Origin of the sequence: Fulvimonas sp. R45, assembly GCF_030504985.1 — a bacterium.
Classification (GTDB): domain Bacteria; phylum Pseudomonadota; class Gammaproteobacteria; order Xanthomonadales; family Rhodanobacteraceae; genus Rhodanobacter_A.
In genome coordinates, this window is sequence record NZ_JASERU010000016.1 from 29,488 (window position 1) to 49,723 (window position 20,236).

At 71.6% G+C, this 20,236-nt stretch carries 21 protein-coding genes; 9 read left to right on the forward strand and 12 right to left on the reverse strand.

Annotated elements, in window-relative coordinates:
* Positions 1–157: 157 nt before the first annotated feature.
* The 8 genes from rseP to rpsB form a co-directional block, all read right to left on the reverse strand.
* Positions 158–1,507, reverse strand: a complete 1,350-nt coding sequence (rseP, locus tag QMK61_RS13715) for an RIP metalloprotease RseP (protein ID WP_302072783.1) — start codon at positions 1,505–1,507, stop codon at positions 158–160.
* A 33-nt stretch (positions 1,508–1,540) separates the two neighbouring features.
* Positions 1,541–2,725: a 1-deoxy-D-xylulose-5-phosphate reductoisomerase gene (locus QMK61_RS13720; RefSeq protein ID WP_302072784.1), complete on the reverse strand. Its 1,185-nt coding sequence runs from the start codon at positions 2,723–2,725 to the stop codon at positions 1,541–1,543.
* A 4-nt stretch (positions 2,726–2,729) separates the two neighbouring features.
* Positions 2,730–3,551, reverse strand: coding sequence for a phosphatidate cytidylyltransferase (locus tag QMK61_RS13725; RefSeq protein ID WP_302072785.1), 822 nt, complete (start codon positions 3,549–3,551; stop codon positions 2,730–2,732).
* Positions 3,545–4,300 (reverse strand): polyprenyl diphosphate synthase, encoded by a 756-nt coding sequence (uppS, locus tag QMK61_RS13730; protein WP_302072786.1) that lies wholly within the window; start codon positions 4,298–4,300, stop codon positions 3,545–3,547. Before uppS ends, QMK61_RS13725 begins: the two co-directional genes overlap by 7 nt.
* A 238-nt stretch (positions 4,301–4,538) precedes the next feature.
* Entirely contained in the window at positions 4,539–5,096 is a 558-nt protein-coding gene (gene frr / locus QMK61_RS13735) for a ribosome recycling factor (protein ID WP_302072787.1), read from the reverse strand.
* Positions 5,097–5,172: 76 nt separating this feature from the next.
* Positions 5,173–5,895 (reverse strand): UMP kinase, encoded by a 723-nt coding sequence (gene pyrH, locus QMK61_RS13740; RefSeq protein WP_302072788.1) that lies wholly within the window; start codon positions 5,893–5,895, stop codon positions 5,173–5,175.
* Positions 5,896–6,224: 329 nt separating this feature from the next.
* Entirely contained in the window at positions 6,225–7,106 is an 882-nt protein-coding gene (tsf, locus tag QMK61_RS13745) for a translation elongation factor Ts (RefSeq protein WP_302072789.1), read from the reverse strand.
* A 58-nt stretch (positions 7,107–7,164) separates the two neighbouring features.
* Positions 7,165–8,022 carry a 30S ribosomal protein S2 gene (gene rpsB / locus QMK61_RS13750; RefSeq protein WP_302072790.1) on the reverse strand — a complete coding sequence of 286 codons (858 nt, stop codon included), beginning with the start codon at positions 8,020–8,022 and terminating at the stop codon, positions 7,165–7,167.
* A 308-nt stretch (positions 8,023–8,330) separates the two neighbouring features.
* Here rpsB and map point away from each other — a divergent pair, with 308 nt between their 5' ends.
* The 8 genes from map to QMK61_RS13790 all read left to right on the forward strand — a co-directional run bounded on the left by map (position 8,331) and on the right by QMK61_RS13790 (position 15,600).
* Positions 8,331–9,095, forward strand: coding sequence for a type I methionyl aminopeptidase (map, locus tag QMK61_RS13755; protein ID WP_302072791.1), 765 nt, complete (start codon positions 8,331–8,333; stop codon positions 9,093–9,095).
* Positions 9,096–9,123: 28 nt separating this feature from the next.
* Positions 9,124–9,405 (forward strand): hypothetical protein, encoded by a 282-nt coding sequence (locus QMK61_RS13760; protein WP_302072792.1) that lies wholly within the window; start codon positions 9,124–9,126, stop codon positions 9,403–9,405.
* 31 nt (positions 9,406–9,436) lie between these two features.
* Positions 9,437–12,091, forward strand: a complete 2,655-nt coding sequence (gene glnD, locus QMK61_RS13765; RefSeq protein WP_302072793.1) for a [protein-PII] uridylyltransferase — start codon at positions 9,437–9,439, stop codon at positions 12,089–12,091.
* A gap of 102 nt (positions 12,092–12,193) precedes the next feature.
* Positions 12,194–12,745 carry a YfaZ family outer membrane protein gene (locus QMK61_RS13770; protein ID WP_302072794.1) on the forward strand — a complete coding sequence of 184 codons (552 nt, stop codon included), beginning with the start codon at positions 12,194–12,196 and terminating at the stop codon, positions 12,743–12,745.
* A 100-nt stretch (positions 12,746–12,845) separates the two neighbouring features.
* Positions 12,846–13,673, forward strand: coding sequence for a 2,3,4,5-tetrahydropyridine-2,6-dicarboxylate N-succinyltransferase (dapD, locus tag QMK61_RS13775; RefSeq protein ID WP_302072795.1), 828 nt, complete (start codon positions 12,846–12,848; stop codon positions 13,671–13,673).
* Positions 13,670–14,026 carry a Spx/MgsR family RNA polymerase-binding regulatory protein gene (locus tag QMK61_RS13780; protein WP_302072796.1) on the forward strand — a complete coding sequence of 119 codons (357 nt, stop codon included), beginning with the start codon at positions 13,670–13,672 and terminating at the stop codon, positions 14,024–14,026. Before dapD ends, QMK61_RS13780 begins: the two co-directional genes overlap by 4 nt.
* A gap of 10 nt (positions 14,027–14,036) precedes the next feature.
* Positions 14,037–14,531 carry a DUF2165 domain-containing protein gene (locus QMK61_RS13785; protein WP_302072797.1) on the forward strand — a complete coding sequence of 165 codons (495 nt, stop codon included), beginning with the start codon at positions 14,037–14,039 and terminating at the stop codon, positions 14,529–14,531.
* A gap of 4 nt (positions 14,532–14,535) precedes the next feature.
* Positions 14,536–15,600, forward strand: coding sequence for a VIT1/CCC1 transporter family protein (locus QMK61_RS13790; RefSeq protein ID WP_302072798.1), 1,065 nt, complete (start codon positions 14,536–14,538; stop codon positions 15,598–15,600).
* A 9-nt stretch (positions 15,601–15,609) separates the two neighbouring features.
* On the opposite strand, the gene QMK61_RS13795 is transcribed toward QMK61_RS13790, so the two are convergent.
* On the reverse strand, positions 15,610–16,545 hold the full coding sequence (locus tag QMK61_RS13795; protein ID WP_302072799.1) for a helix-turn-helix domain-containing GNAT family N-acetyltransferase: 936 nt from the start codon (positions 16,543–16,545) through the stop codon (positions 15,610–15,612).
* 125 nt (positions 16,546–16,670) lie between these two features.
* On the opposite strand from QMK61_RS13795, the gene dapE reads away from it, so the two are divergent.
* Positions 16,671–17,807: a succinyl-diaminopimelate desuccinylase gene (gene dapE, locus QMK61_RS13800; protein WP_302072800.1), complete on the forward strand. Its 1,137-nt coding sequence runs from the start codon at positions 16,671–16,673 to the stop codon at positions 17,805–17,807.
* Between the two features lie 269 nt (positions 17,808–18,076).
* On the opposite strand, the gene QMK61_RS13805 is transcribed toward dapE, so the two are convergent.
* Genes QMK61_RS13805 through QMK61_RS13815 form a run of 3 tightly spaced genes read right to left on the reverse strand, consistent with a single transcriptional unit; the run spans position 18,077 to position 20,234 of the window.
* On the reverse strand, positions 18,077–19,318 hold the full coding sequence (locus QMK61_RS13805; RefSeq protein ID WP_302072801.1) for a DUF6596 domain-containing protein: 1,242 nt from the start codon (positions 19,316–19,318) through the stop codon (positions 18,077–18,079).
* Between the two features lie 46 nt (positions 19,319–19,364).
* Complete coding sequence (locus tag QMK61_RS13810) at positions 19,365–19,781, reverse strand: DoxX family protein (protein ID WP_302072802.1); 417 nt, start codon at positions 19,779–19,781, stop codon at positions 19,365–19,367.
* Between the two features lie 18 nt (positions 19,782–19,799).
* Positions 19,800–20,234: a YciI family protein gene (locus QMK61_RS13815; RefSeq protein ID WP_302072803.1), complete on the reverse strand. Its 435-nt coding sequence runs from the start codon at positions 20,232–20,234 to the stop codon at positions 19,800–19,802.
* Between the last annotated feature and the right edge of the window lie 2 nt (positions 20,235–20,236).

Sequence of the window (20,236 nt, forward strand, 5' to 3'; positions counted from 1 at the left end):
GCCATGGCGGCCGCTCCGATGCATGCTTGAAGCGCGGGCATGCCCGGCCTCGGAAAGGGGAGCGCGACCAGCCGGGGCGCGCCGGGACGCGACGCCGCAGGGGCTGCCTTGCGGTCGCCCGCATCGGGTGCCCGGGTGCTGGCGCCGCGCATCCGTGTCACGTGGGCAGGACGATGCGGTGGATGTCGTTGTAGAACGCCAGCCCCATCAGCGTGAACAGCAGCAGCAGGCCGACGTACTGGCCGGCGACCATGGCGCGCTCGCTGACCGGGCTGCCCTTGACCAATTCGATAAGGTAATACAGCAGATGGCCCCCGTCCAAGAGCGGGATCGGCAGCAGATTCAGGATCGCCAGGCTCAGCGAGATCAGGCCCAGGAACTCCAGGAAGCTGGACAGGCCGAGCTGCGCCGAGGCGTTGGCGACCTGGGCGATGCCGATCACGCCCGACAGGTTGCTGGTGGAGGCGCGCCCGCTCAGCATCTTGCCGATCATGTTGAACACGCCGCTGGCGCGGTCCCAGCTCATCTGCAGCGAGGCGCCGAGCGCGCGCGCCGGGCCGAAGCGCTGCAGCGCCTGCTCCGGCGGTTCGGCACCCACGCCGATGATCCAGCGCGGCGGTTGGCCATCCAGCGATTGCATGCGCGCGGTGACCTTGAAATCCAGCGGTTTGCCGTCGCGCTGCACGCGGATGTCCAACAGCGGCGATTTCGCGGCGTCGTCGGCGATCTGCTTGCCGAAGTCCTCGAAGTCGGCGACCGGCCGGCCGTTCACGCTGAGCAGCCGGTCGCCACCGTGCAGGCCGGCCAGCGCGGCCGGTTCGCCCGGACGCACGGTGGCGGCGATCGCCGGCGCCGGCGCGGGGCGCAGGCCGAGCTTTTCGAGGTACTGGCCGACGTCCTTGCCGGCGGGCAACTTGTCCAGCGGCAGCACCAGGGCGCGCTGGCCGCCGTCCGGGTCGCGCACGGTCAGCGGCAGCGGTTCGCGGCCGAGCAGGGCGTTGCCGATGACGTCCAGCGAGTCGCTCCAGGTCGCCACCGGCTGCCCGCCGACGCTGAGCAGGCGGTCGCCGGCACGGATGCCGGCCTGGGCGGCCATGCTCTGCGGCGCGGCGCTGACGATGGGGGCGTAGTCGGTGCGGCCCAGCATGAACATCAGCCAGAACGCGGCCACGGTGAAGATCAGGTTGAAGCCGGGGCCGGCGACCACGATGGCGATGCGTTTCCACACCGTCTGGGCGGTGAATTCCTGCGCGCGCAATTCCGGCGGCACCTCGCCTTCGCGCGCGTCCAGCATCTTCACGTAGCCGCCCAGCGGCAGCGCGGCCACCTGGTATTCGCAGCCGTCGCGGCCGGTGCGCTTCCAGATCGCCTTGCCGAAGCCTACCGAGAAGCGCAGCACCTTGACGCCGCAGCGGCGCGCGACCCAGTAATGGCCGAATTCGTGAAAGGTCACCAGCACGCCGAGCGTGACCAGCAACCAGAACACCGAGCCGAAAAAGGGATTCATCAATAAGGACGCGTCAAGGGGAGCTCAAGCTTATCAGCAAGCGTTGCGGAGAACCCGCCGGGCCGCCGCGCGCGCGGCGCGGTCGCGTTCCACCAGGGTCGGGATATCGACCACGCGCCGGGCCGGCAGTTCCGTCAATACCGCCTCCACCACGTCGGCGATGGACAGGAACGGCAGTGCGCCGGCCAGGAAGGCTTCCACCGCCACCTCGTTCGCCGCGTTCAGGACCGCCGGCGCGTCGCCGCCCTCGCGCAGCGCCTGGAAGGCCAGGGCGAGGCAGCGGAAGGTGGCCAGGTCCGGCGACTCGAAGGCCAGCGGGCCGGCGGCGGCCAGGTCCAGCGGCGGCACGCCGGCCTCGACCCGCCCGGGCCAGGCCAGCGCGTGGGCCAGCGCGGTGCGCATGTCGGGGTTGCCGAGCTGGGCCAGCACCGAGCCGTCCACGTATTCCACCAGCGAGTGCACCAGGCTCTGCGGGTGCACCAGCACCTCGATGGCCTCCGGCGCGGCGCCGAACAGGTGGTGCGCCTCGATCACCTCCAGGCCCTTGTTCATCAGGGTGGCCGAGTCGACCGAGATCTTGCGGCCCATCGACCACTTCGGGTGGCGGCAGGCCTGGTCCGGCGTCACCTCGGCCAGCTCGGCGCGGCTGCGGCCTCGGAACGGGCCGCCGGAGGCGGTGAGGATCAGCCGGCGCACGCCGCTCTGCGCCAGCCCGGGCCGGCCGCCGGGCAGGCACTGGAAGATCGCGTTGTGTTCCGAGTCCACCGGGATCAACTCGCCGCCGCCGGCGCGCAGCGCCTCCAGCAGCAGCGGGCCGGCCATCACGATGGATTCCTTGTTTGCCAGCAACAGGCGCTTGCCGGCGCGGGCGGCGGCGAGCGAGGAATCGAGCCCGGCGGCGCCGACGATGGCGGCCACCACGGTGTCGCACAGCGGGCCGGCCGCGGCTGCGGCGATCGCGTCCATGCCGGCGGCGACCTCGCAGCGCACGCCGGCAGCGGCGAGACGGCGGGCCAGTTCACCTTCCAGCGCCGGGTCGGCGATCACCGCCAGCCGTGGCCGGTGCGTGGCGCACAGCGCGGCCAGCGCTTCCGCGTTGCGGTGCGCGGTAAGCACCGTGGCGCGGAAGCGGTCGGGGTGCCGCGCCACCACGTCCAGCGTGCTGCCGCCGATCGAGCCGGTGGCGCCGAGCACGGCGATCTGGCGGGGCGCGACCAAGGCCTTACAGTCCCAGCAGCAGCTTGCCGAGGGCGAACACCGGCAGCGCGGCGAACACGCTGTCCAGGCGGTCGAGCAGGCCGCCGTGGCCGGGGAACAGGGCGCCGGAATCCTTCACCTGGGCATGGCGCTTCATCAGGCTTTCCAGCAGGTCGCCGACGATGGAGGCGGCCACCATCACCGGCGCCAGCACAGCCAGGCCGAGCAGTTGCAGACCGCGTGCATCGAGCATCCAGCCGCCGGCCAGCAGCACTAGGGTGCCGGCGACCAGCGCGCCCCAGGCGCCGGCCCAGGTCTTGCCGGGGCTGATCCGCGGTGCCAGCTTGCGCCGGCCGAACCGGCGGCCGCTGAAATAGGCGCCGATGTCGGCGGCCCACACCACCAGCAGCGCCAGCAGGGTCCAGGCGTGGGCGTGCGGGCGGATCTCGTCGTGCACCTGCACCAGCGCCACCCAGGCCGGCACGATCACGAAGGCGCCGGCCAGCAGCTTCAGGTTGCGGTTCTCGGCGGTGGGCGCGGCGCCGTAGGCGAAGTGGCGCAGCCACACGCAGGCCAGCACCCACCACGCCGCGCCCGCCACCAGCAGCAGCGACCACAGCGCCTGGCTGCGCAGGTACCAGAGCAGGGCGAACAGCAGCGCCTGCACGGCCAGCAGCGCGCCGCGCGGAGCGGGCGACTGCAGACCCGCCAGCCGGGTCCATTCCCAGCCCGCGGCGAGGAAGGCCAGCGCCGCGATCAGCGCGAACGCCGGGTTCGGCGGCAGCAGCACGATCAGTACGGCCAGCGGCGCGAGGATGACGGCGGTGACGATGCGCTGGATCAGCATGCGGAATCCTGGGTGGGGCGCGCCCGGGCGACCTGCTCGCCGGTACGGCCGAAGCGGCGTTCGCGGCTAGCATAGTCGTCGATGGCGCGCTGCAGGCAGGCTTGGTCGAAATCCGGCCACAACGTGTCGGTGAAGTGCAGCTCGGCGTAGGCTGCCTGCCAGAGCAGGAAGTTGCTGATCCGGCACTCGCCGCCGGTGCGGATGAACAGGTCCAGCGGCGGCAGCTCGGCCAGGCTCGTCCAGCGGCCCAGCGTGGCCTCGTCGATGTCCTCGGCGCGCAATTCGCCGCGTCCCACCGCGGCGGCCGCGCGGCGTGCGGCCTGCACGATGTCCCAGCGGCCGCCGTAGTTCACCGCCACGTTCATGTGCAGCCTGTCGTTGCCCGCGGTGCGCGCCATCGCGGCGTGCATGCGCTTGCGCAGCGGCGCGTCGAAGGCGGCCAGGTCGCCGATGAAGCGCAGCCGCACGCCCTGCTGCAGCAGTTCGTCCACTTCCTTGTCCAGCGCGCGCACGAACAGCTCCATCAGCGCACCCACCTCGTCCTGCGGGCGCCGCCAGTTCTCGCTGGAGAAGGCGAACAGGGTAAGCGCCTCCACGCCCTGGCGCAGGCAGCCTTCCACCACCTCGCGCACGGCCTTGCGGCCGGCGTTGTGGCCGAAGCTGCGTGGGCGGTGGCGGGCCTTGGCCCAGCGCCCGTTGCCGTCCATCACGATGGCGATGTGGCGGGGGATGGCGGGGGTGGAAGTCATGGCGCGATTCGAGGTGACCCTTCTCCCCGTCGGGGAGAAGGTGCCCCGAAGGGGCGGATGAGGGGCAGACGCTCGCCCTGGCGCTCGTCGAGGCGGGCTTTGTTGCCGGATTGTCGCAAGGTTGCCCCCTCTCCCTTTGCCCTCTCCCCGCGGGGAGAGGGGAACGCGTGGCGCCGGGCGGGTTCGTATCCGCGTGCGTGGATGTCGACCGCACGTTCCGGTTTTGCTGCGGCCTTTGTCAAAGGGCCATCAGTTCGTCTTCCTTCGCCTTCACCACCGCGTCGACGTCCTTCACGAAGCGGTCGGTGAGCTTCTGGATCTCGTCGTCCGCGCGGCGCTCCTCGTCCTCGGTGATCTGCTTGTCCTTGAGCAGGTCCTTGACCTTCTGCATGGCGTCGCGGCGCACGTTGCGGATGGCGATCTTGGCATTCTCGCCCTCGTGCGCCACGTGCCTGGCCAGCTCGCGGCGGCGTTCCTCGGTGAGCGGCGGCATGTTGAGGCGGATCACGGTGCCGGCGGTGGTCGGCGTGATGCCGATGTCCGAGGCCAGCAGCGCCTTCTCGACCGGGCCCACCAGGGTCTTGTCGAACGGGGTGATCAGGATCGAGCGGGCGTCGCCCAGCGAGATCGAGGCGACCTGGTTGAGCGGCATCTCCGAGCCGTAGGCGGGCACGCGGATGGCGTCCACCAGCGCGGTGCTGGCGCGGCCGGTGCGCAGGCGGGTCAGCTCGTGCTTGAGCGCGTCGATGCTCTTGCCCATGCGGGTCTGGGCATCGGTCTTGATGTCGTTGAGCATGGAGGTGATCCGTGTCGCGTGAAGCGGTCGAGTATAGCAGCGGGGGCGGGGCGTTGCGGCCCGGCGCGGGCGGTGCCTAGCCGGCGTCGACCAGGGTGCCCACGGCCTCGCCGCGCAGGATGCGCATGAGGTTGCCCGGCACGGTCATGTCGTAGATGCGCATCGGCATGCGGTCGTCGCGGCACAGCGCGATGGCGGCGGTGTCCATCACCGCCAGCTTGCGCTCGATCACCTCGTCGTAGGTGAGGCGGTCATAGCGTTGCGCGTCGGCGTGCTTGGCGGGGTCGGCGGTGTAGACGCCGTCCACCTTGGTGGCCTTCAGCAGCAGGTCGGCGCCGATCTCCACCGCGCGCAGCGCGGCGGCCGAGTCGGTGGTGAAGAACGGGTTGCCGATGCCGGCGGCGAACAGCACGATGCGGCCCTTCTCGATGTGGCGGATGGCGCGGCGGCGGATGAAGTCCTCGGCCACGTCGTGGATCTGGATCGCGCTCATCACCCGGGCGAAGCCGCCGCGCTTCTCGATCGCGTCCTGCATCGCCAGCGCGTTCATCACCGTGGCGAGCATGCCCATGTGGTCGCCGGTGACGCGGTCCATGCCGGCGGCGGCCAGGCCGGCGCCGCGGAAGATGTTGCCGCCGCCGATCACCACGCCGACCTGCACGCCGGCCTTCTGCGCCTCGATGATCTCGTCGGCCAGCCGGCCGATCACCTTCGGGTCGATGCCGTAGTCGGCCTCGCCCATCAGCGCTTCACCGGAGAGCTTGAGCAGGATGCGGCGGTACGTGGGCTGGTCGCTCATGAGGTCTCCGGATTGTGGGTGTAAACCTGCGCATTATAACGGCGCGAGGGTGGGGCGCGACGCGTCGAGGCCGTGTGATTCATGCACGATGCGGCTTGGCGGCGCGCGTCGCGTCCGCAGAAAAAACGAAGGCCGCGATCGCTCGCGGCCTTCGTTCGAAGCGTGTTTTTAGTGAAGAGTCCGGCCATGGATGGCCGGTTTCACGGTCAGGGACGAACCATTTCGTCGAGGAGTCCGGCCATGGATGGCCGGTTTTCACGGTCAGGGACGAACCATGTTGTCGAGGTGTCCGGCCACGGATGGCCGGTTCCATGGTCAGGGACGGGCCATCAAGCCAGGCCGGCCTGCTTCATGACCTCGGCGTGGAAATCCTCTTCCACCTTCTCGATGCCCTCGCCCACGGCCAGGCGGGCCACCGCCACCACATCCGCGCCTTCCTTCTTCAGCGCGTCGCCCACGGTGACGTTGGTGTCCAGCACGTAGGGCTGGCCGACCAGGGTGACCTCGGAGACGATCTTGTTGATCTTGCCCGAGACGATCTTGTCCAGGATGTCGGCCGGCTTGCTCTTTTCCTTGTCCGACATCGCGGCCAGCGCGATGTCCTTTTCCTTGGCGATGAAGTCGGCGGGGACGTCCTCGGCCTTCACGTACTGCGGGTTCATCGCCGCCACGTGCATCGCCACGCCCTTGGCCAGCTCCTCGGAACCACCCTTGAGCGCCACCAGCACGCCGATGCGGCCGCCGTGGATGTAGCTGCCGATCACGCCGTCGGTCTCCACGCGCGCCATGCGGCGCACCTGGATGTTCTCGCCGATGGTGGCGACCAGGGCCTTGGCGGCTTCCTCGACGCTGCCGGCGCCCGGGTAGGCGGCGGTCTTCAGCGCATCGACGTCGGCGGCGCCGGACTTCAGCGCGACATCGGCGACGGCATCGCTGAACTTCACGAAGTCGGGGTTCTTGGTGACGAAGTCGGTCTCGCAGTTCACCTCGACCAGCACGGCCTTGCCGTCCTTCTGCGCGGCGACGATGCGGCCCTCGGCGGCGACGCGGCCGGCCTTCTTGTCGGCCTTGGCCAGGCCCGACTTGCGCAGCCACTCCATCGCGGCTTCGATGTCGCCGTTGTTCTCGACCAGCGCCTTCTTGCATTCCATCATGCCGGCGCCGGAACGCTCGCGCAGTTCCTTGACCAGTTGTGCGGAAATAGTGCTCATCAGGTTTCCTCGATGCTTGGTGCGCGGCGGCGCCAGGGCGCCGCCGCGGCGGGATCACTTACTCGGCGGCCGGGGCGTTGGCGCGGGGCGCGCGGCCATCGCGGCGCGGGGCGCCCTTCTTGGCCGGGGCGCCGCGGCGCGGGGCGGCCTTGCGCTCCTCGTCCTTGGCGACCGGGTTGCCTTCCTCGTCCAGCTCGACGAACTCGTCGGCGTCGCCCTGGGCGGCGGCCGGCGCGGCGGCCTTGCCTTCCAGGATCGAGTCGGCGGCGGCGCGGGCATACAGCTGGATGGCGCGGATGGCGTCGTCGTTGCCCGGGATGGCGTAGTCCACCAGCTCCGGGTTGTAGTTGGTGTCGACCACCGCGATCACCGGGATGCCGAGCTTCTTGGCTTCCTGCACCGCGATGTCCTCGTGGCCGATGTCGATCACGAACAGGGCGTCGGGCAGGCGGTTCATGTTCTTGATGCCGCCCAGCGAGTTCTCCAGCTTCTCGCGCTCGCGGCGCAGGGCCAGCACCTCGTGCTTGACCAGCTTGTCGAAGCTGCCGTCGGTCTCGGCCGCTTCCAGTTCCTTCAGGCGGGCCACCGACTGCTTCACGGTGCGGAAGTTGGTCAGCATGCCGCCCAGCCAGCGGGCGGTGACGAAGGGCATGCCGGCGCGGGTGGCTTCCTCGGCCAGCGACTCGCGCGCCGAGCGCTTGGTGCCCACGAACAGGATGGTGCCGCGCTTCTGCGCCAGGCCCGACAGGAAGTTCATCGCGTCGGTGAACAGCGGCAGGGTCTTCTCGAGGTTGATGATGTGGATCTTGCCGCGCGCGCCGAAGATGTACGGGGCCATCTTCGGGTTCCAGTAGCGGGTCTGGTGGCCGAAATGCACGCCGGCTTCGAGCATCTGGCGCATGGTGACTTGTGCCATGGTGGTATTCCTGATTGTTGGGCCGGTGAAACGGCCCGGGGGTTGGGACCTCCACGCATCCCCGGCCTCGACCGCGGCAGGCCCGTTCGGAATGGGCGGCCGCGGCACCCCGAGAACGGTGCCGATGCGTGTGTGGCGTTGGTTTGGGTGTTGTACCGCGGGGCGGTTACAATTCCCGTTCGTTTTGCGCCGCGCTGGCGTGAAATGCGCCGTTGGCGGCCTGCAGAACCGGGCAATTGTAGCCGGTGCGCCGGTGGCACGGCAAGCTACTGGAATCCGGGCAGTTTTGCCGCCACATAGACGAGATCATGGCGATCACCCTGAAAACCCCCGCAGACCTCGAAGGCATGCGCGTTGCCGGCCAGCTGGCGGCCGAGGTGCTGGCGATGCTCAAGGAGCACGTCAGGCCCGGCGTCACCACCGAGGACCTGGACCGCCTGGCCTACGAGCACATCGTCAACGTGCAGAAGGCGATCCCCGCCAACGTGGGCTACCACGGCTTCCCGAAGACGCTGTGCACCTCGGTCAACCACGTGATCTGCCACGGCATCCCCAGCCCCGGCAAGGTGTTGAAGGACGGCGACATCGTCAACCTCGACGTCACGGTGATCAAGGACGGCTGGCACGGCGACACCAGCCGCATGTACTTCGTGGGCACGCCCTCGGTGCTGGCGAAAAGGCTGGTGGAGACCACCTTTGATGCGATGATGCAGGGCATCCGGGCGGTGCGCCCGGGCGCCACCCTGGGCGACGTCGGCCACGCCATCCAGAAGCACGCCGAGGCGGCGGGCTTCAGCGTGGTGCGCGAGTACTGCGGCCACGGCATCGGCAAGGTCTACCACGACGAGCCACAGGTGCTGCACTACGGCCGGCCCGGCACCGGCATCGAGCTGAAGCAGGGCATGACCTTCACCGTCGAGCCGATGATCAACGCCGGCAAGCCGCAGACCCGCCAGCTGCCCGACGGCTGGACGGTGGTCACCAAAGACCACTCGCTGTCGGCGCAGTGGGAACACACCATCGCGGTCACCGCCGACGGCTTCGAGATCCTTACGCCCTGGCCGGACGCCTGAGCGGGCGCCCGGTCCGGCGAGGCGACGCATGAGCATCCTGCTGCCCGTGTCGGTGGCGCTGATCGCGCTGTGCATCCTGTGGCTGCCGACGTACTCCGTGGCGCTGATGCTGCGCGGCATGGGCGCGCCGCGCCCGTTCGCCGGGCTGAAGGTGGTCCTGGCGCTGCAACTGGCGGGCAGCGTGGGCCTGGTCCTGCTGGCCGGCGCCCTGGGGTTGCGCAACCCGGCCGGCTACACGCTGGCGATCCTGCTGGTCGCCAGCATGGCGGGCGCGGTGTTCGTCTGGCGCCGGGGACGCGCCGGTATTTGATGGTGGCGGCCCGCGTGCTGTACTGGGCGCCATGACGACCGAGACCGCCGCCCCGCGCCTGCCACCCCTGCCGCGCCTGCCTCCGGCAGTGCCGCGCTCCGGCGTGTCCGCCGACGCGCGGCGCGCGCTGCGGCAGTTGCTGGGCGACGTCGACCGTGCCCTGGCCACCGCCTTCCGCGACGGCGCCGACGCCAGCGCGCTGGCGCGGCGGCGCGGCGAATCGGTGGCGCGGGTGGTGGCGCACGTGTGGACCGCCTGCCTCGGCGAGGTGGCCGGCGCGGCGCTGTTCGCGGTGGGCGGCTTCGGCCGCGGCCTGCTGTTCCCGCACTCGGACGTGGACCTGCTGGTGCTGGCCGAACGGCCCGACCCGGCGCGCCTGCGCGCGCTGGAACAGTGCTTCGCCACGCTGTGGGACGTGGGCCTGAAGGTGGGCCATGCGGTGCGCGAGCCGGCGCAGTGCCGCGCGCTGGCCGCCGAGGACGCCAGCGTGTTCACCAGCCTGCTCGACGCGCGCCGGCTGGCCGGCGACCCGGCGCTGGAGGCGGCCCTGCGCGCCATCGTGGACGACCCCGCGCTGTGGCCGCCGCAGGCCTACCTCGCCGCGCGGCTGGCCGAGCGCGACGCCCGCCACGCCCGCTACGACGACACCGCCTACAACCTCGAGCCCAACCTCAAGGACGGCCCCGGCGGCCTGCGCACGCTCGATTCGCTGCGCTGGCTGGGGCGCCGGCTGGCGCACGCGGGCGGCTTCGAGGACATGCAGAACGAGGGCCTGCTGGACCCGGCCGAACGCGCCAGCCTGTGCGAGGCCGAGGCCACCCTGCGCCGCTACCGCTACGCCCTGCACCTGGAGGCCGGGCGGCCGGAGGAGCGGCTGCTGTTCGACTACCAGCGCGCGCTGGCCGCGCGGCTGGGCTTCGAGGACGAGCACGCGAAGAACCTCGGCGTGGAGCAGTTCATGCAGGGCTACTACCGCGCCGCCAGCCAGGTCGAGCGGCTGGGCATGCAGATCGCCGAGCGCTTCGTGGAACTGCTCGAGCCGCCCAGCGCGGCGCAGCTGGTGGGCGAGGACTTCGTGCGCTACGGGCCGCGGCTGGCGGCGCGCGACCCGGAGCTGTTCGCGCGCCGGCCGGCGGCGCTGGTGGAGATCTTCATCGCGCGGCTGGACCAGCCGGGACTGATCGGCTTCACCGCCGACACCATGCGCCGCATCCACCAGGCCACCGCCGCGCACGGCGCCGCGCTGGGCGAGGACGCGGATGTCCTGGCCGCCTTCCTGCGCCTGCTGCGCCGCGGCGCGCCGGCGGTGGACGCGCTGTGGCGGATGAACCGGCACGGCCTGCTGGCGGCGGTGCTGCCCGCGTTCGGCACCGTGTTCGGGCGCATGCAGTACGACCTGTTCCACGTCTACACCGTGGACGAGCACACCCTGCGCGTGCTGCGCAACATCGCGCGCTTCGCCGACCCGGCGGCGCGGCGCGACTTCCCCATCGCCTGCGAGATCTGGCCCACCCTGGACAAGCCGGAACTGATGCTGCTGGCCGGGCTGTTCCACGACATCGCCAAGGGGCGCGGCGGCGACCACTCGGTGCTGGGCGAGGGCGACGCGCGCGCGTTCTGCGCCCGGCTGGGCCTGCCCGCCGAAGACGTCGAACTGGTCGCCTGGCTGGTGCGCTGGCACCTGCTGATGAGCACCACCGCGCAGCGGCAGGACATCACCGACCCCGCGGTGGTGCAGCGCTTCGCCGACGAGGTGGGCGACTGGGCGCGGCTGGACCATCTCTACCTGCTCACCGTGGCCGACATCATCGGCACCAGCCCGCGGCTGTGGAACGCGTGGAAGGACCGCCTGCTGGCCGACCTCTACACCGCCGCGCGCTACGCGCTGCGCAGCGACGTGCAGCTGCCGCTGCACGCCTCCGCCCGCGTGCGCGAATGCCGGGCGCGCGCCCTGAACCTGCTGCTGGCCGAGGGCGTGGGCGCGGACGCCATCGCGGCGGTATGGGCGGACTTCCCCGACCTCAGCTTCCTGCGCCACCGGTCGGAGCAGATCGCATGGCAGACCCTGGCGATCCTGCGCGCGGACGGCGCCATGCCGCTGGTCGAGGTGCACCCGTTTTCGGTGCGCGGCAGCACCGAGCTGTTCGTCTACGCGCCCGACCGCGACGGCCTGTTCGCCACGGTGACGGCGATGCTCGACCGCATGCGCTTCTCGGTGGTGGAGGCACGCATCCTGAAATCGCCGGCCGGCCGCGCGCTGGACACCTTCCTGCTGCTGGAGTCCGACAGCCAGGAGCCGGCCACCCTGCCGCGCGCGGAGGAACTGCGCGGCCGGCTGCAGCGCGCGCTGGCGCAGACCGCGCCGGTGGCGCCAGCCAAGCGCAGCATGTCGCGCCACCTCCGGCACTTCCAGATGCCGCCGCAGGTCGCCTTCAGCGCCGCCGGCGGACGCACCCAGCTGGCCCTGGTCTGCACCGACCGGCCCGGACTGCTGGCGGCTGCCGCGCAGGCGATGCTGGAATCCGGCGTGCGCGTGCACGACGCGCGCATCGCCACCTTCGGCGAGCGCGTGGAAGATTTCTTCGAGGTCACCGACCGCCACGACGCGCCGCTGCCGGCGGAGCTGCAGGAACGGCTGCGGCAGGAACTGCAGCGCCGGCTGGGTGGCGCGCGCGCGGATGCCTGAGTTGGCCATGGCCCTCTGTACGCGGACGCGTGCCGCAGCGCGCGGCCTGCGATGCGGTTAGCATGCGGCGTCCGTTCCCCGGCAACCCACACGGAGCTTCACATGGGCAAGACGCATCTCCTCCTCGCGCTGGCCGGCGCGACGCTGCTGGTGCCCGCGGCCCGCGCCACCAGCGTGTCGGCCAGCGGCGGCGACGGCGCCTTCGGCGTGCATGCCGACACCGCGCTGCTGCCCACGCTGCACGCCGACGCGGACTACCTGCGCACCGGCAGCGACCGCGGCGACGCGAAGGTCTACGGCCTGGGCCTGTCGATCGCGCCGCCCACGCCGCTGCTGCACTGGAGCATCGGCGCGCGCTACCAGTACCAGCGCACGCGCTGGGGCGACGGCGGCGGCGTGCAGGTGGGCGCCTCGCTGTTCGTGGACACGCCGATCCCGCTGCTGACGGTGGGCGGCTACGGCTACTACCTGCCGCCGGGCGCGGCGCATGGCCGGGTACGCCACGCCAGCGACTACGGCGCGCAGCTGCGGCTGGGCCTGACCCGTTCGATCTATGCCTGGGCCGGCTACCGCTACATGCGTACCAGCTTCGAGGGTTTCGGCACGCAGACGCTGTACAAGGGCCCGTCGCTGGGCGTCAGCGTGGGTTTCTGAAGCGTGGGTTTCCAAGGCATGGGCTTCTGAGCTTCCGCGCCGCGCCGCCGGCAGGCACAATGGCGGCGTTTCCACCCGACCGTTTGGACGTCCATTTGCCATGCAGAGCATCGAATCCCTGATCGACGACGCCTTCGAGCGCCGCAACGAGCTCACCCAGAGCGAGATCGAGACCCACCTGCGCCCCGCGGTGGAGCAGGCGCTGGGCCTGCTCGAATCCGGCGAGCGCCGCGTGGCCGAGCCGGACGGGCAGGGCGGCTGGACGGTCAACCAGTGGCTGAAGAAGGCGGTGCTGCTGTACTTCCGCATCAACGGCAACCGCGTGGTCGACGGCGGCCCCGCGCTGGCGTTCGACAAGGTGCCGCTGCGCTTCGCCCACGGCAACGACGCGGAACTGCAGGACCTGGGCGCGCGCGTGGTGCCCGGCGCGCTGGTGCGCCGCGGCGCGCACGTCGCCAGGGACGCGGTGCTGATGCCCAGCTACGTCAACATCGGCGCCTACGTGGGACCGGGCACGATGGTCGACACCTGGGCCACGGTCGGCTCCTGCGCGCAGATCGGCGCCGGCGTGCACCTGTCCGGCGGCGTGGGCATCGGCGGCGTGCTGGAGCCGCTGCAGGCCGGCCCCACCATCATCGAGGACCACTGCTTCATCGGCGCGCGTTCGGAAGTGGTCGAGGGCGTGGTGGTGGAGAAGGGCAGCGTGATCGGCATGGGCGTGTTCCTGGGCCAGTCCACGCGCATCTACGACCGCGCCACCGGCGAGGTCAGCTACGGCCGCATCCCCGCCGGCAGCGTGGTGGTGGCCGGCAGCCTGCCGGCGAAGGACGGCTCGCACAGCCTGTACGCGGCGGTGATCGTGAAACGGGTGGACGAGAAGACGCGCAGCAAGACCGGCATCAACGAGCTGCTGAGGAGTGCCGAATGAGCGTCACGATCTACGGCCTGTCCACCTGCGACACCTGCCGCAAGGCGCGCAACTGGCTCGACCGCTTCGGGGTGCCGTACGCGTTCGTGGACTACCGCGCCAACCCGGTGCCGGCGGCGACGCTGAAGGCCTGGGCGCAGCAGCTCGGCGGCTGGGAGAAGCTGGTCAACAAGTCCTCCACCACCTGGCGCAACCTGCTGCCGCAGCGCAAGAACCCGGGCAGCGACCCGGAATGGACGCTGCTGCTGAAGGAATACCCGGCGCTGGTGCGCCGCCCGGTGGTGCTGCAGGATGACGGCAGCGTCAGCACGGGCTTCAGCGACAACGGCTTCAAGAAGCTGTTCGGAAAATAAGGGAGCGCCGATGATCGTGCGCCTGTGCAAGATCGCGGTGCTGGCGGCGGTCGCGCTGTGGATCGCGCTGGTCGCCTTCGGCAACCTTACCGACTACGGCAGCAACTGGCCGTTCGTGCAGCACGTGCTGGCGATGGACACGATCTTCCCCGGCGCGCATATCCGCTACCGCGCGATCGCCTCGCCGCTGCTGCAGCATGCCGCCTATGCGCTGATCATCGCCGTCGAGGCGCTGGCCGCGGTGTTGTGCTGGCTGGGCGCATGGCGGCTGTGGCGCGCGCGGCACGGCACGGCCGCCGCGTTCCAGCGCGCCAAGCGCATGGCCGTGCTCGGCCTGGCCACGGGCGTACTGCTGTGGCTGGGCGGCTTCGTGGCGATCGGCGGCGAGTGGTTCGGCATGTGGATGTCGAGCCAGTGGAACGGCATCGAAAGCGCGTTCCGCTTCGCCGTCGTGCTGCTGGCGATGCTGGTCTGGCTGGGCCAGCGCGACGACGAGACGGAGTGAGCGGATGGCCGGCCGCCGCACCCGCCGCTATCTGCTCAACCTGCGCATCGAGCGCGACAACGCCGCGCTGTACGCCCGGCTGGCCGAGCTGGCCGACGACGCGCGGCTGGCGCGTGCGTACCGGCGCATCGCCGAGGGCGAGCGGGCCAACGCCGCGTTCTGGGAGTCGCGCCTGCACGAACTGGGCGCGGTCGTGCCTCCGCCGCGCGCCCGCCTGCGCGTGCGCGCGCTGGGCCGGCTCGCGCAGGCCTTCGGCACCGAGTTCGTGATGCCCACCGTGGTGCGGCTGGAGCACGCCGACCACGGCGCCACGCCAGTGGACCGCAGCGGCCACCGCGACCATTTCCTGCCCGCTCCGGCGCGCACGGCGCGCGGCCACAGCCATCGCGCGCAGAGCGGCAACACGCTGCGCGCGGCCGTGCTGGGCGCCAACGACGGCCTGGTCTCCAACGCCAGCCTGGTGATGGGCATGGCCGGCGCCGCCGCCAGCGACCGCGCCGTGCTGCTGGCCGGCCTGGCCGGGCTGGTCGCCGGCGCCTGCTCGATGGCGCTGGGCGAGTGGCTCAGCGTGAACAGCTCGCGCGAGTTCTACCAGGCGCAGATCACCGAGCGCGCCGAGCGCCTGGCGGTGGCGCCGGAGGACGGTGTGCGCCACATCGCCGGCATCTACCGGGACAAGGGGCTGGGCCGCGCCGAGGCCGAGCACCTGGCCGAACACCTCGCCGAAACGCCGCGCGCCGCGCTGGACGCCGTGGTGCGCGAAGACCTGGGCGTGGACCCGGCCGAACTGGGCGGTTCGGCCTGGAGCGCGGCGGCGTCCTCGTTCTGCCTGTTCGCGTTCGGCGCCGCGTTCCCGGTGGCGCCGTACCTGTTCCTGCACGGCCATGGCGCCCTGTTCGGCAGCATGGCCGCCGCCGCGGTGGGATTGGCGGTCATCGGCACCGGCACCTCGCTGTTCACCGGGCGCGGCGTGCTGTTCTCGGTCGCGCGGCAGTTCGGGATCACCGTGGCCGCGGCGGCGGTCACCTACGGCGTGGGGCACCTGCTGGGCGCGGCGGTCGCCGGCTGACCGGCCGGGTCAGAGCCGGCGCGACCAGATCTGGCCGACCAGGTCGTGGCCGAAGCTGCGGTGGGGGTATTCCTTCGCCAGCGCGAAGCCCGCCGCCTCGTAGATGCGCCGCGCAGCCACCAGCACGTCGTTCGTCCACAGCATCATGTCCCGGTAGCCGGCCTCGCGGGCGAAGGCGATGCAGCGCTCCACCAAGCGTCGGCCGACGCCACGGCCGCGGCCGGCGGGATCGACCAGCAGGCAGCGCAGTTGCGCGACGTCGGCATCGTCCGCGTTGCGCACCACGAACACGCAGCCCACGCGCACGCCGTCGAGTTCGGCGACCCACATGCGCTCGCGCGCCGGATCGTGCCGGGTGGCGAAGCCGGCGAACAGCGTGGCCACCAGCGCCTCGAACTCCTGGTTCCAGCCGTACTCGTCCGCGTACAGCCGGCCGTGGCGCTCGATCGCCCAGCCGATGTCGCCCGGGCGGTGGGTGCGGATCACGGGACGCCCGCCGCGTTCCTCAGGCGCTTCCAACACCCGGCGCATGGCAAGCATGTTGCCGAGCAGGCGCTCGCGGTCGGCGGGCGACAGCTGGCCCAGCATGGCCGCGGCCTGGGCCCGGGAACGGCGGTCCAGCTCCGCGAAGGCCCGCTGGCCGGCGGCGGTGAGCGACAGCAGCGTGCGCCGGCGGTCCTGCGGCGACGGCTTGCGCGCGACCAGCCCCGCACCCGCGAAACCGCGGACGATGCGGCTGAGGTAACCCGCGTCGAGCCCGAGATCGTCGCCGATCTCGTTGGCGCTGGCCTGGCCGCGCTGCGCCAGCTCGAACAGGACGCGGGCCTGGGTGAGCGAGAACGGGCTGGACAGCAGGCCTTCCTCCAGCACGCCGATGCTTCGCGTGTAGGAGCGGTTGAACGCGCGCAGCGCTTCCACGTGGGCGGCCGGGACGGCTTTCGGCATGACGCGTCTCCTGTCTGGAGTCCCCATGCTAGCGAAATGGTTGACTCGGTCAACTATGGGTTGAGGCCATGGGGCCGGCCCGTCCGCCTGATATGCTGCGCCATCGCCGACTTCCAGCCTGCCGCATGTCCGATGTCCTCGCTCTCGCCTGCGAACTGATCCGCCGCCGCTCCGTGACCCCCGACGACGCCGGCTGCCAGGCGTTGCTGGCGGAGCGGCTGCAACGCGCGGGCTTCCGCGTCGAACACCTGCGCCACGGCGAGGTGGACAACCTGTGGGCGGTGCATGGCTCGGACGGCCCCACGCTGGCCTTCCTCGGCCATACCGACGTGGTGCCGAGCGGCCCGGAGGCGGCGTGGCGCAGCCTGCCGTTCGAGCCGACGCTGGAGGATGGCCGTCTATACGGCCGCGGCGCCGCCGACATGAAGGGCGCGGTGGCGGCGATGGCGGTGGCGCTGGAGCGTTTCGTCGCCGCGCATCCCGGCCATCCGGGGCACGTCGCGCTGCTGCTCACCAGCGACGAGGAAGGGCCGACCAACCTCGACGGCGTGCGCAAGGTGGCCGAAACCTTCCGCGCCCGCGGCGAGCGCATCGACTGGTGCGTGGTGGGCGAGCCGTCGGCGAAGGCGACGCTGGGCGACCTGATCCGGGTGGGCCGCCGCGGCTCGCTGTCGGGCACCCTGACGGTGCGTGGGGTGCAGGGCCACGTGGCCTACCCGGAGAAGGCGCTCAACCCGATCCACGCCTTCGCGCCGGCGCTGGCCGAGCTGGCCGCCGAGCGCTGGGACGAGGGCAACGCCGACTTCCCGCCCACTTCGTTCCAGGTCTCCAACCTCAACGCGGGCACCGGCGCGAACAACGTGATCCCGGGCGAACTCGTCGCGCTGGTCAATTTCCGCTACTGCACCGCCAGCCGCGCGGAGGACCTGCGCGAACGCGCCGAGGCGATCCTGCGCCGGCACGGGCTGGCCTTCTCGCTGGAATGGAACCTGTCCGGCGAACCCTTCCTCACGCCGCCGGGCGGGCGCCTGCGCGAGACGGTGGTGGGCGTGTGCCGCGACCTGTGCGGGCGCGAGCCGGAGCAGAGCACCGGCGGCGGCACCTCGGACGGACGGTTCATCGCGCCGCTGGGTGCCGAGGTGGTGGAACTGGGGCCGGTGAACGCCAGCATCCACAAGGTGGACGAGTGGGTGGACGTGGCCGAGCTTCAGCGCCTGCCGGGGCTGTATCTGGCGATTTGCGAGAGGTTGCTGGCAGGGTGAGGGGGGCGCTTACGCTTGATGGCCGCAGCCTGCCGTGCTTTGCGTTCTCCAGCGTGGCGAGTCGCTGCATTCTTGCTTCGCGCCCCAACCTCCCTCACCGTCATTCCGGCGCAGGCCGGAATCCAGTCCGGTACTCGTGCGAAGCACGCAAAACCGTTTCGTATGCTCCGCACGCATGCCTCGCTGGATGACCAGACCTTCGTCTGTTGAAAAGCGCCTCCGGCCTGCGCCGGAATGACGGGGGATGGCGAGAGGGTTTGCGGCGGCATCTATTTCGCCGCCCGCTCCAGCATCAATCGACGCTCGCGCTCGTTGCCCGCGAGTCCGGCGGCGCGGGTGAATTCGGCGCGGGCCTCGTCGGTGCGGCCGAGTTTTTCCAGCAGATCGCCGCGCACGGCGGGCAGCAGGTGGTAGCGGGACAGGGCGGGTTCGTCGCGCAGCGCGTCGACCAGGGCCAGCGCGGCGGCGGGGCCGTCGGCCATGCCCACGGCGACGGCGCGGTTGAGTTCCACCACGGGCGAGGGTGTGGCCTGGGCCAGCCTGGCATAGAGCGCGGCGATGCGCTTCCAGTCGGTATCCTCGGCGCGGGCGGCGCGGGCGTGGCAGGCGGCGATGGCGGCCTGCAGCGCATAGGGGCCGCCGGCGCCGCCGAGTTGCTGCGCGCGTTCCAGCCCGGCGAGGCCGCGATGGATCAGCAACGGGTCCCACAGCGCGCGGTTCTGCACCATCAGCAGCACCGGCGCGCCGTCGGGCGCGGTGCGCGCACGCTGGCGCGAGGCCTGGATCTCCATCAGCGCGAGCAGGCCGTGCGCCTCCGGTTCGCGCGGCATCAGCGCGGCCAGGGTGCGGCCCAGCCGCAGCGCTTCCTCGCACAGTGCCGGGCGCATCCAGTCGCCGCCGGAGGTGGCGGCGTAGCCTTCGTTGAAGATCAGGTAGATCACGCCCAGCACCGCGGCCAGGCGCTTGCCGAGCTCGTCGCCGCGCGGCACCTCGTAGGCGATGTTCGCCCTCGCCAGGGTGCGCTTGGCGCGCACGATGCGCTGGGCGATGGTGGGCTCGGGGGTGAGGAAGGCGCGCGCGATCTCCTCGGTGGTGAGCCCGCCGAGCAGGCGCAGGGTGAGCGCGATCTGCGCCTCGGCCGACAGCGCCGGGTGGCAGGCGGTGAAGATCAGCCGCAGCAGGTCGTCGCCGATGTCGTCGTCGAGCGCTTCCAGGTTGGGCATGACGAAGGCTTCGTCTTCCGGGTCCATGGCGGCGTGCTTGCGTTCGATCAGCTGGCGCCGGCGCAACTGGTCGATGCCGCGCCGCTTGGCGGCGGTCATCAGCCAGGCGCCGGGGTTGTCGGGCACGCCCTCGGCCGGCCAGTGCTCCAGTGCGGCGACGAGGGCGTCCTGCGCCAGTTCCTCGGCCAGGTCGATGTCGCGCACCACGCGGATCAGCGCGGCGATCAGGCGCGGGGATTCGAGTCGCCAGACGGTTTCGATAGCGCGGTGGGCATGGGCTTCGCTCATGCCCCCGATCAGACCATCTCCGCCGCGCAGCGGCAAGGCGCCGCGGTCACCCTCCCGGCAGGCGCCGCCAGGGCAGCAGGGCGCGCAGCCGCGGCGAGCGCAGGTACAGCCCGCCCCAGGCCAGCAGCCCCAGGTAGGCGCCGAACAGGAAATGCGTGAACAGCGGGCTGCCGGCGCGCAGGTGGGTGGCCATGGCGCCGCCGAACAGGCCGGTCAGCAGGATCGCGCCCAGCACGGCGGTACGCGGCCAGGCGTAGAGCGCGGCGCAGGCCAGGGTGAGCACGCCCAGCCCGCGCGCCAGCGTTTCGCCGGGCGGGTAGCCGAGCTGCTGCAGCGTCTGCGTCACCACCGGCAGCGGCAGCAGCTTGATCGCGCCGTCGAACAGCAGGAACAGCACCACCAGGGCGCTGAGCGCGCGGCCGCTCCAGCGGGCGGCGGGCGCGATGGGGGAAACGTCGTTCATGGCGGACTCTCCCTGGCCTCAGGCGGATTTGGATGCCAGCGCGGCGCGTATGCGTTCCTCGCTCGCGCGCACCTCGGGCGTCAGCGCCTCGCCGAAGTCCTCGGCCTCGAACAGCGGGCGGATCTCGATCTCGCACTCGCCGTCGAAGGGCGGCGGGCAGCGCTGCGCCCAGGCCAGCGCCTCGTCCATCGAGCGAACCTGCCACAGCCAGAAACCGGCGATCAGCTCCTTCGCCTCGGCGAACGGGCCGTCGATCACGCTGCGCCGGTCGCCGGCGAACCGGACCCGGGCCCCGGCGGCGCTGGGCCTCAGGCCTTCGCCGGCCAGCAGCACGCCGGCCTGCATCAGTTCCTCGTTGAAGCGGTTCATCTCCGCCAGCCGCCGCTGGCTGGGCATCGCCGGCGGGCTGGCCTCGGACTCGGCCGTGGCCCGCACCATCACCATGCATCGCATCG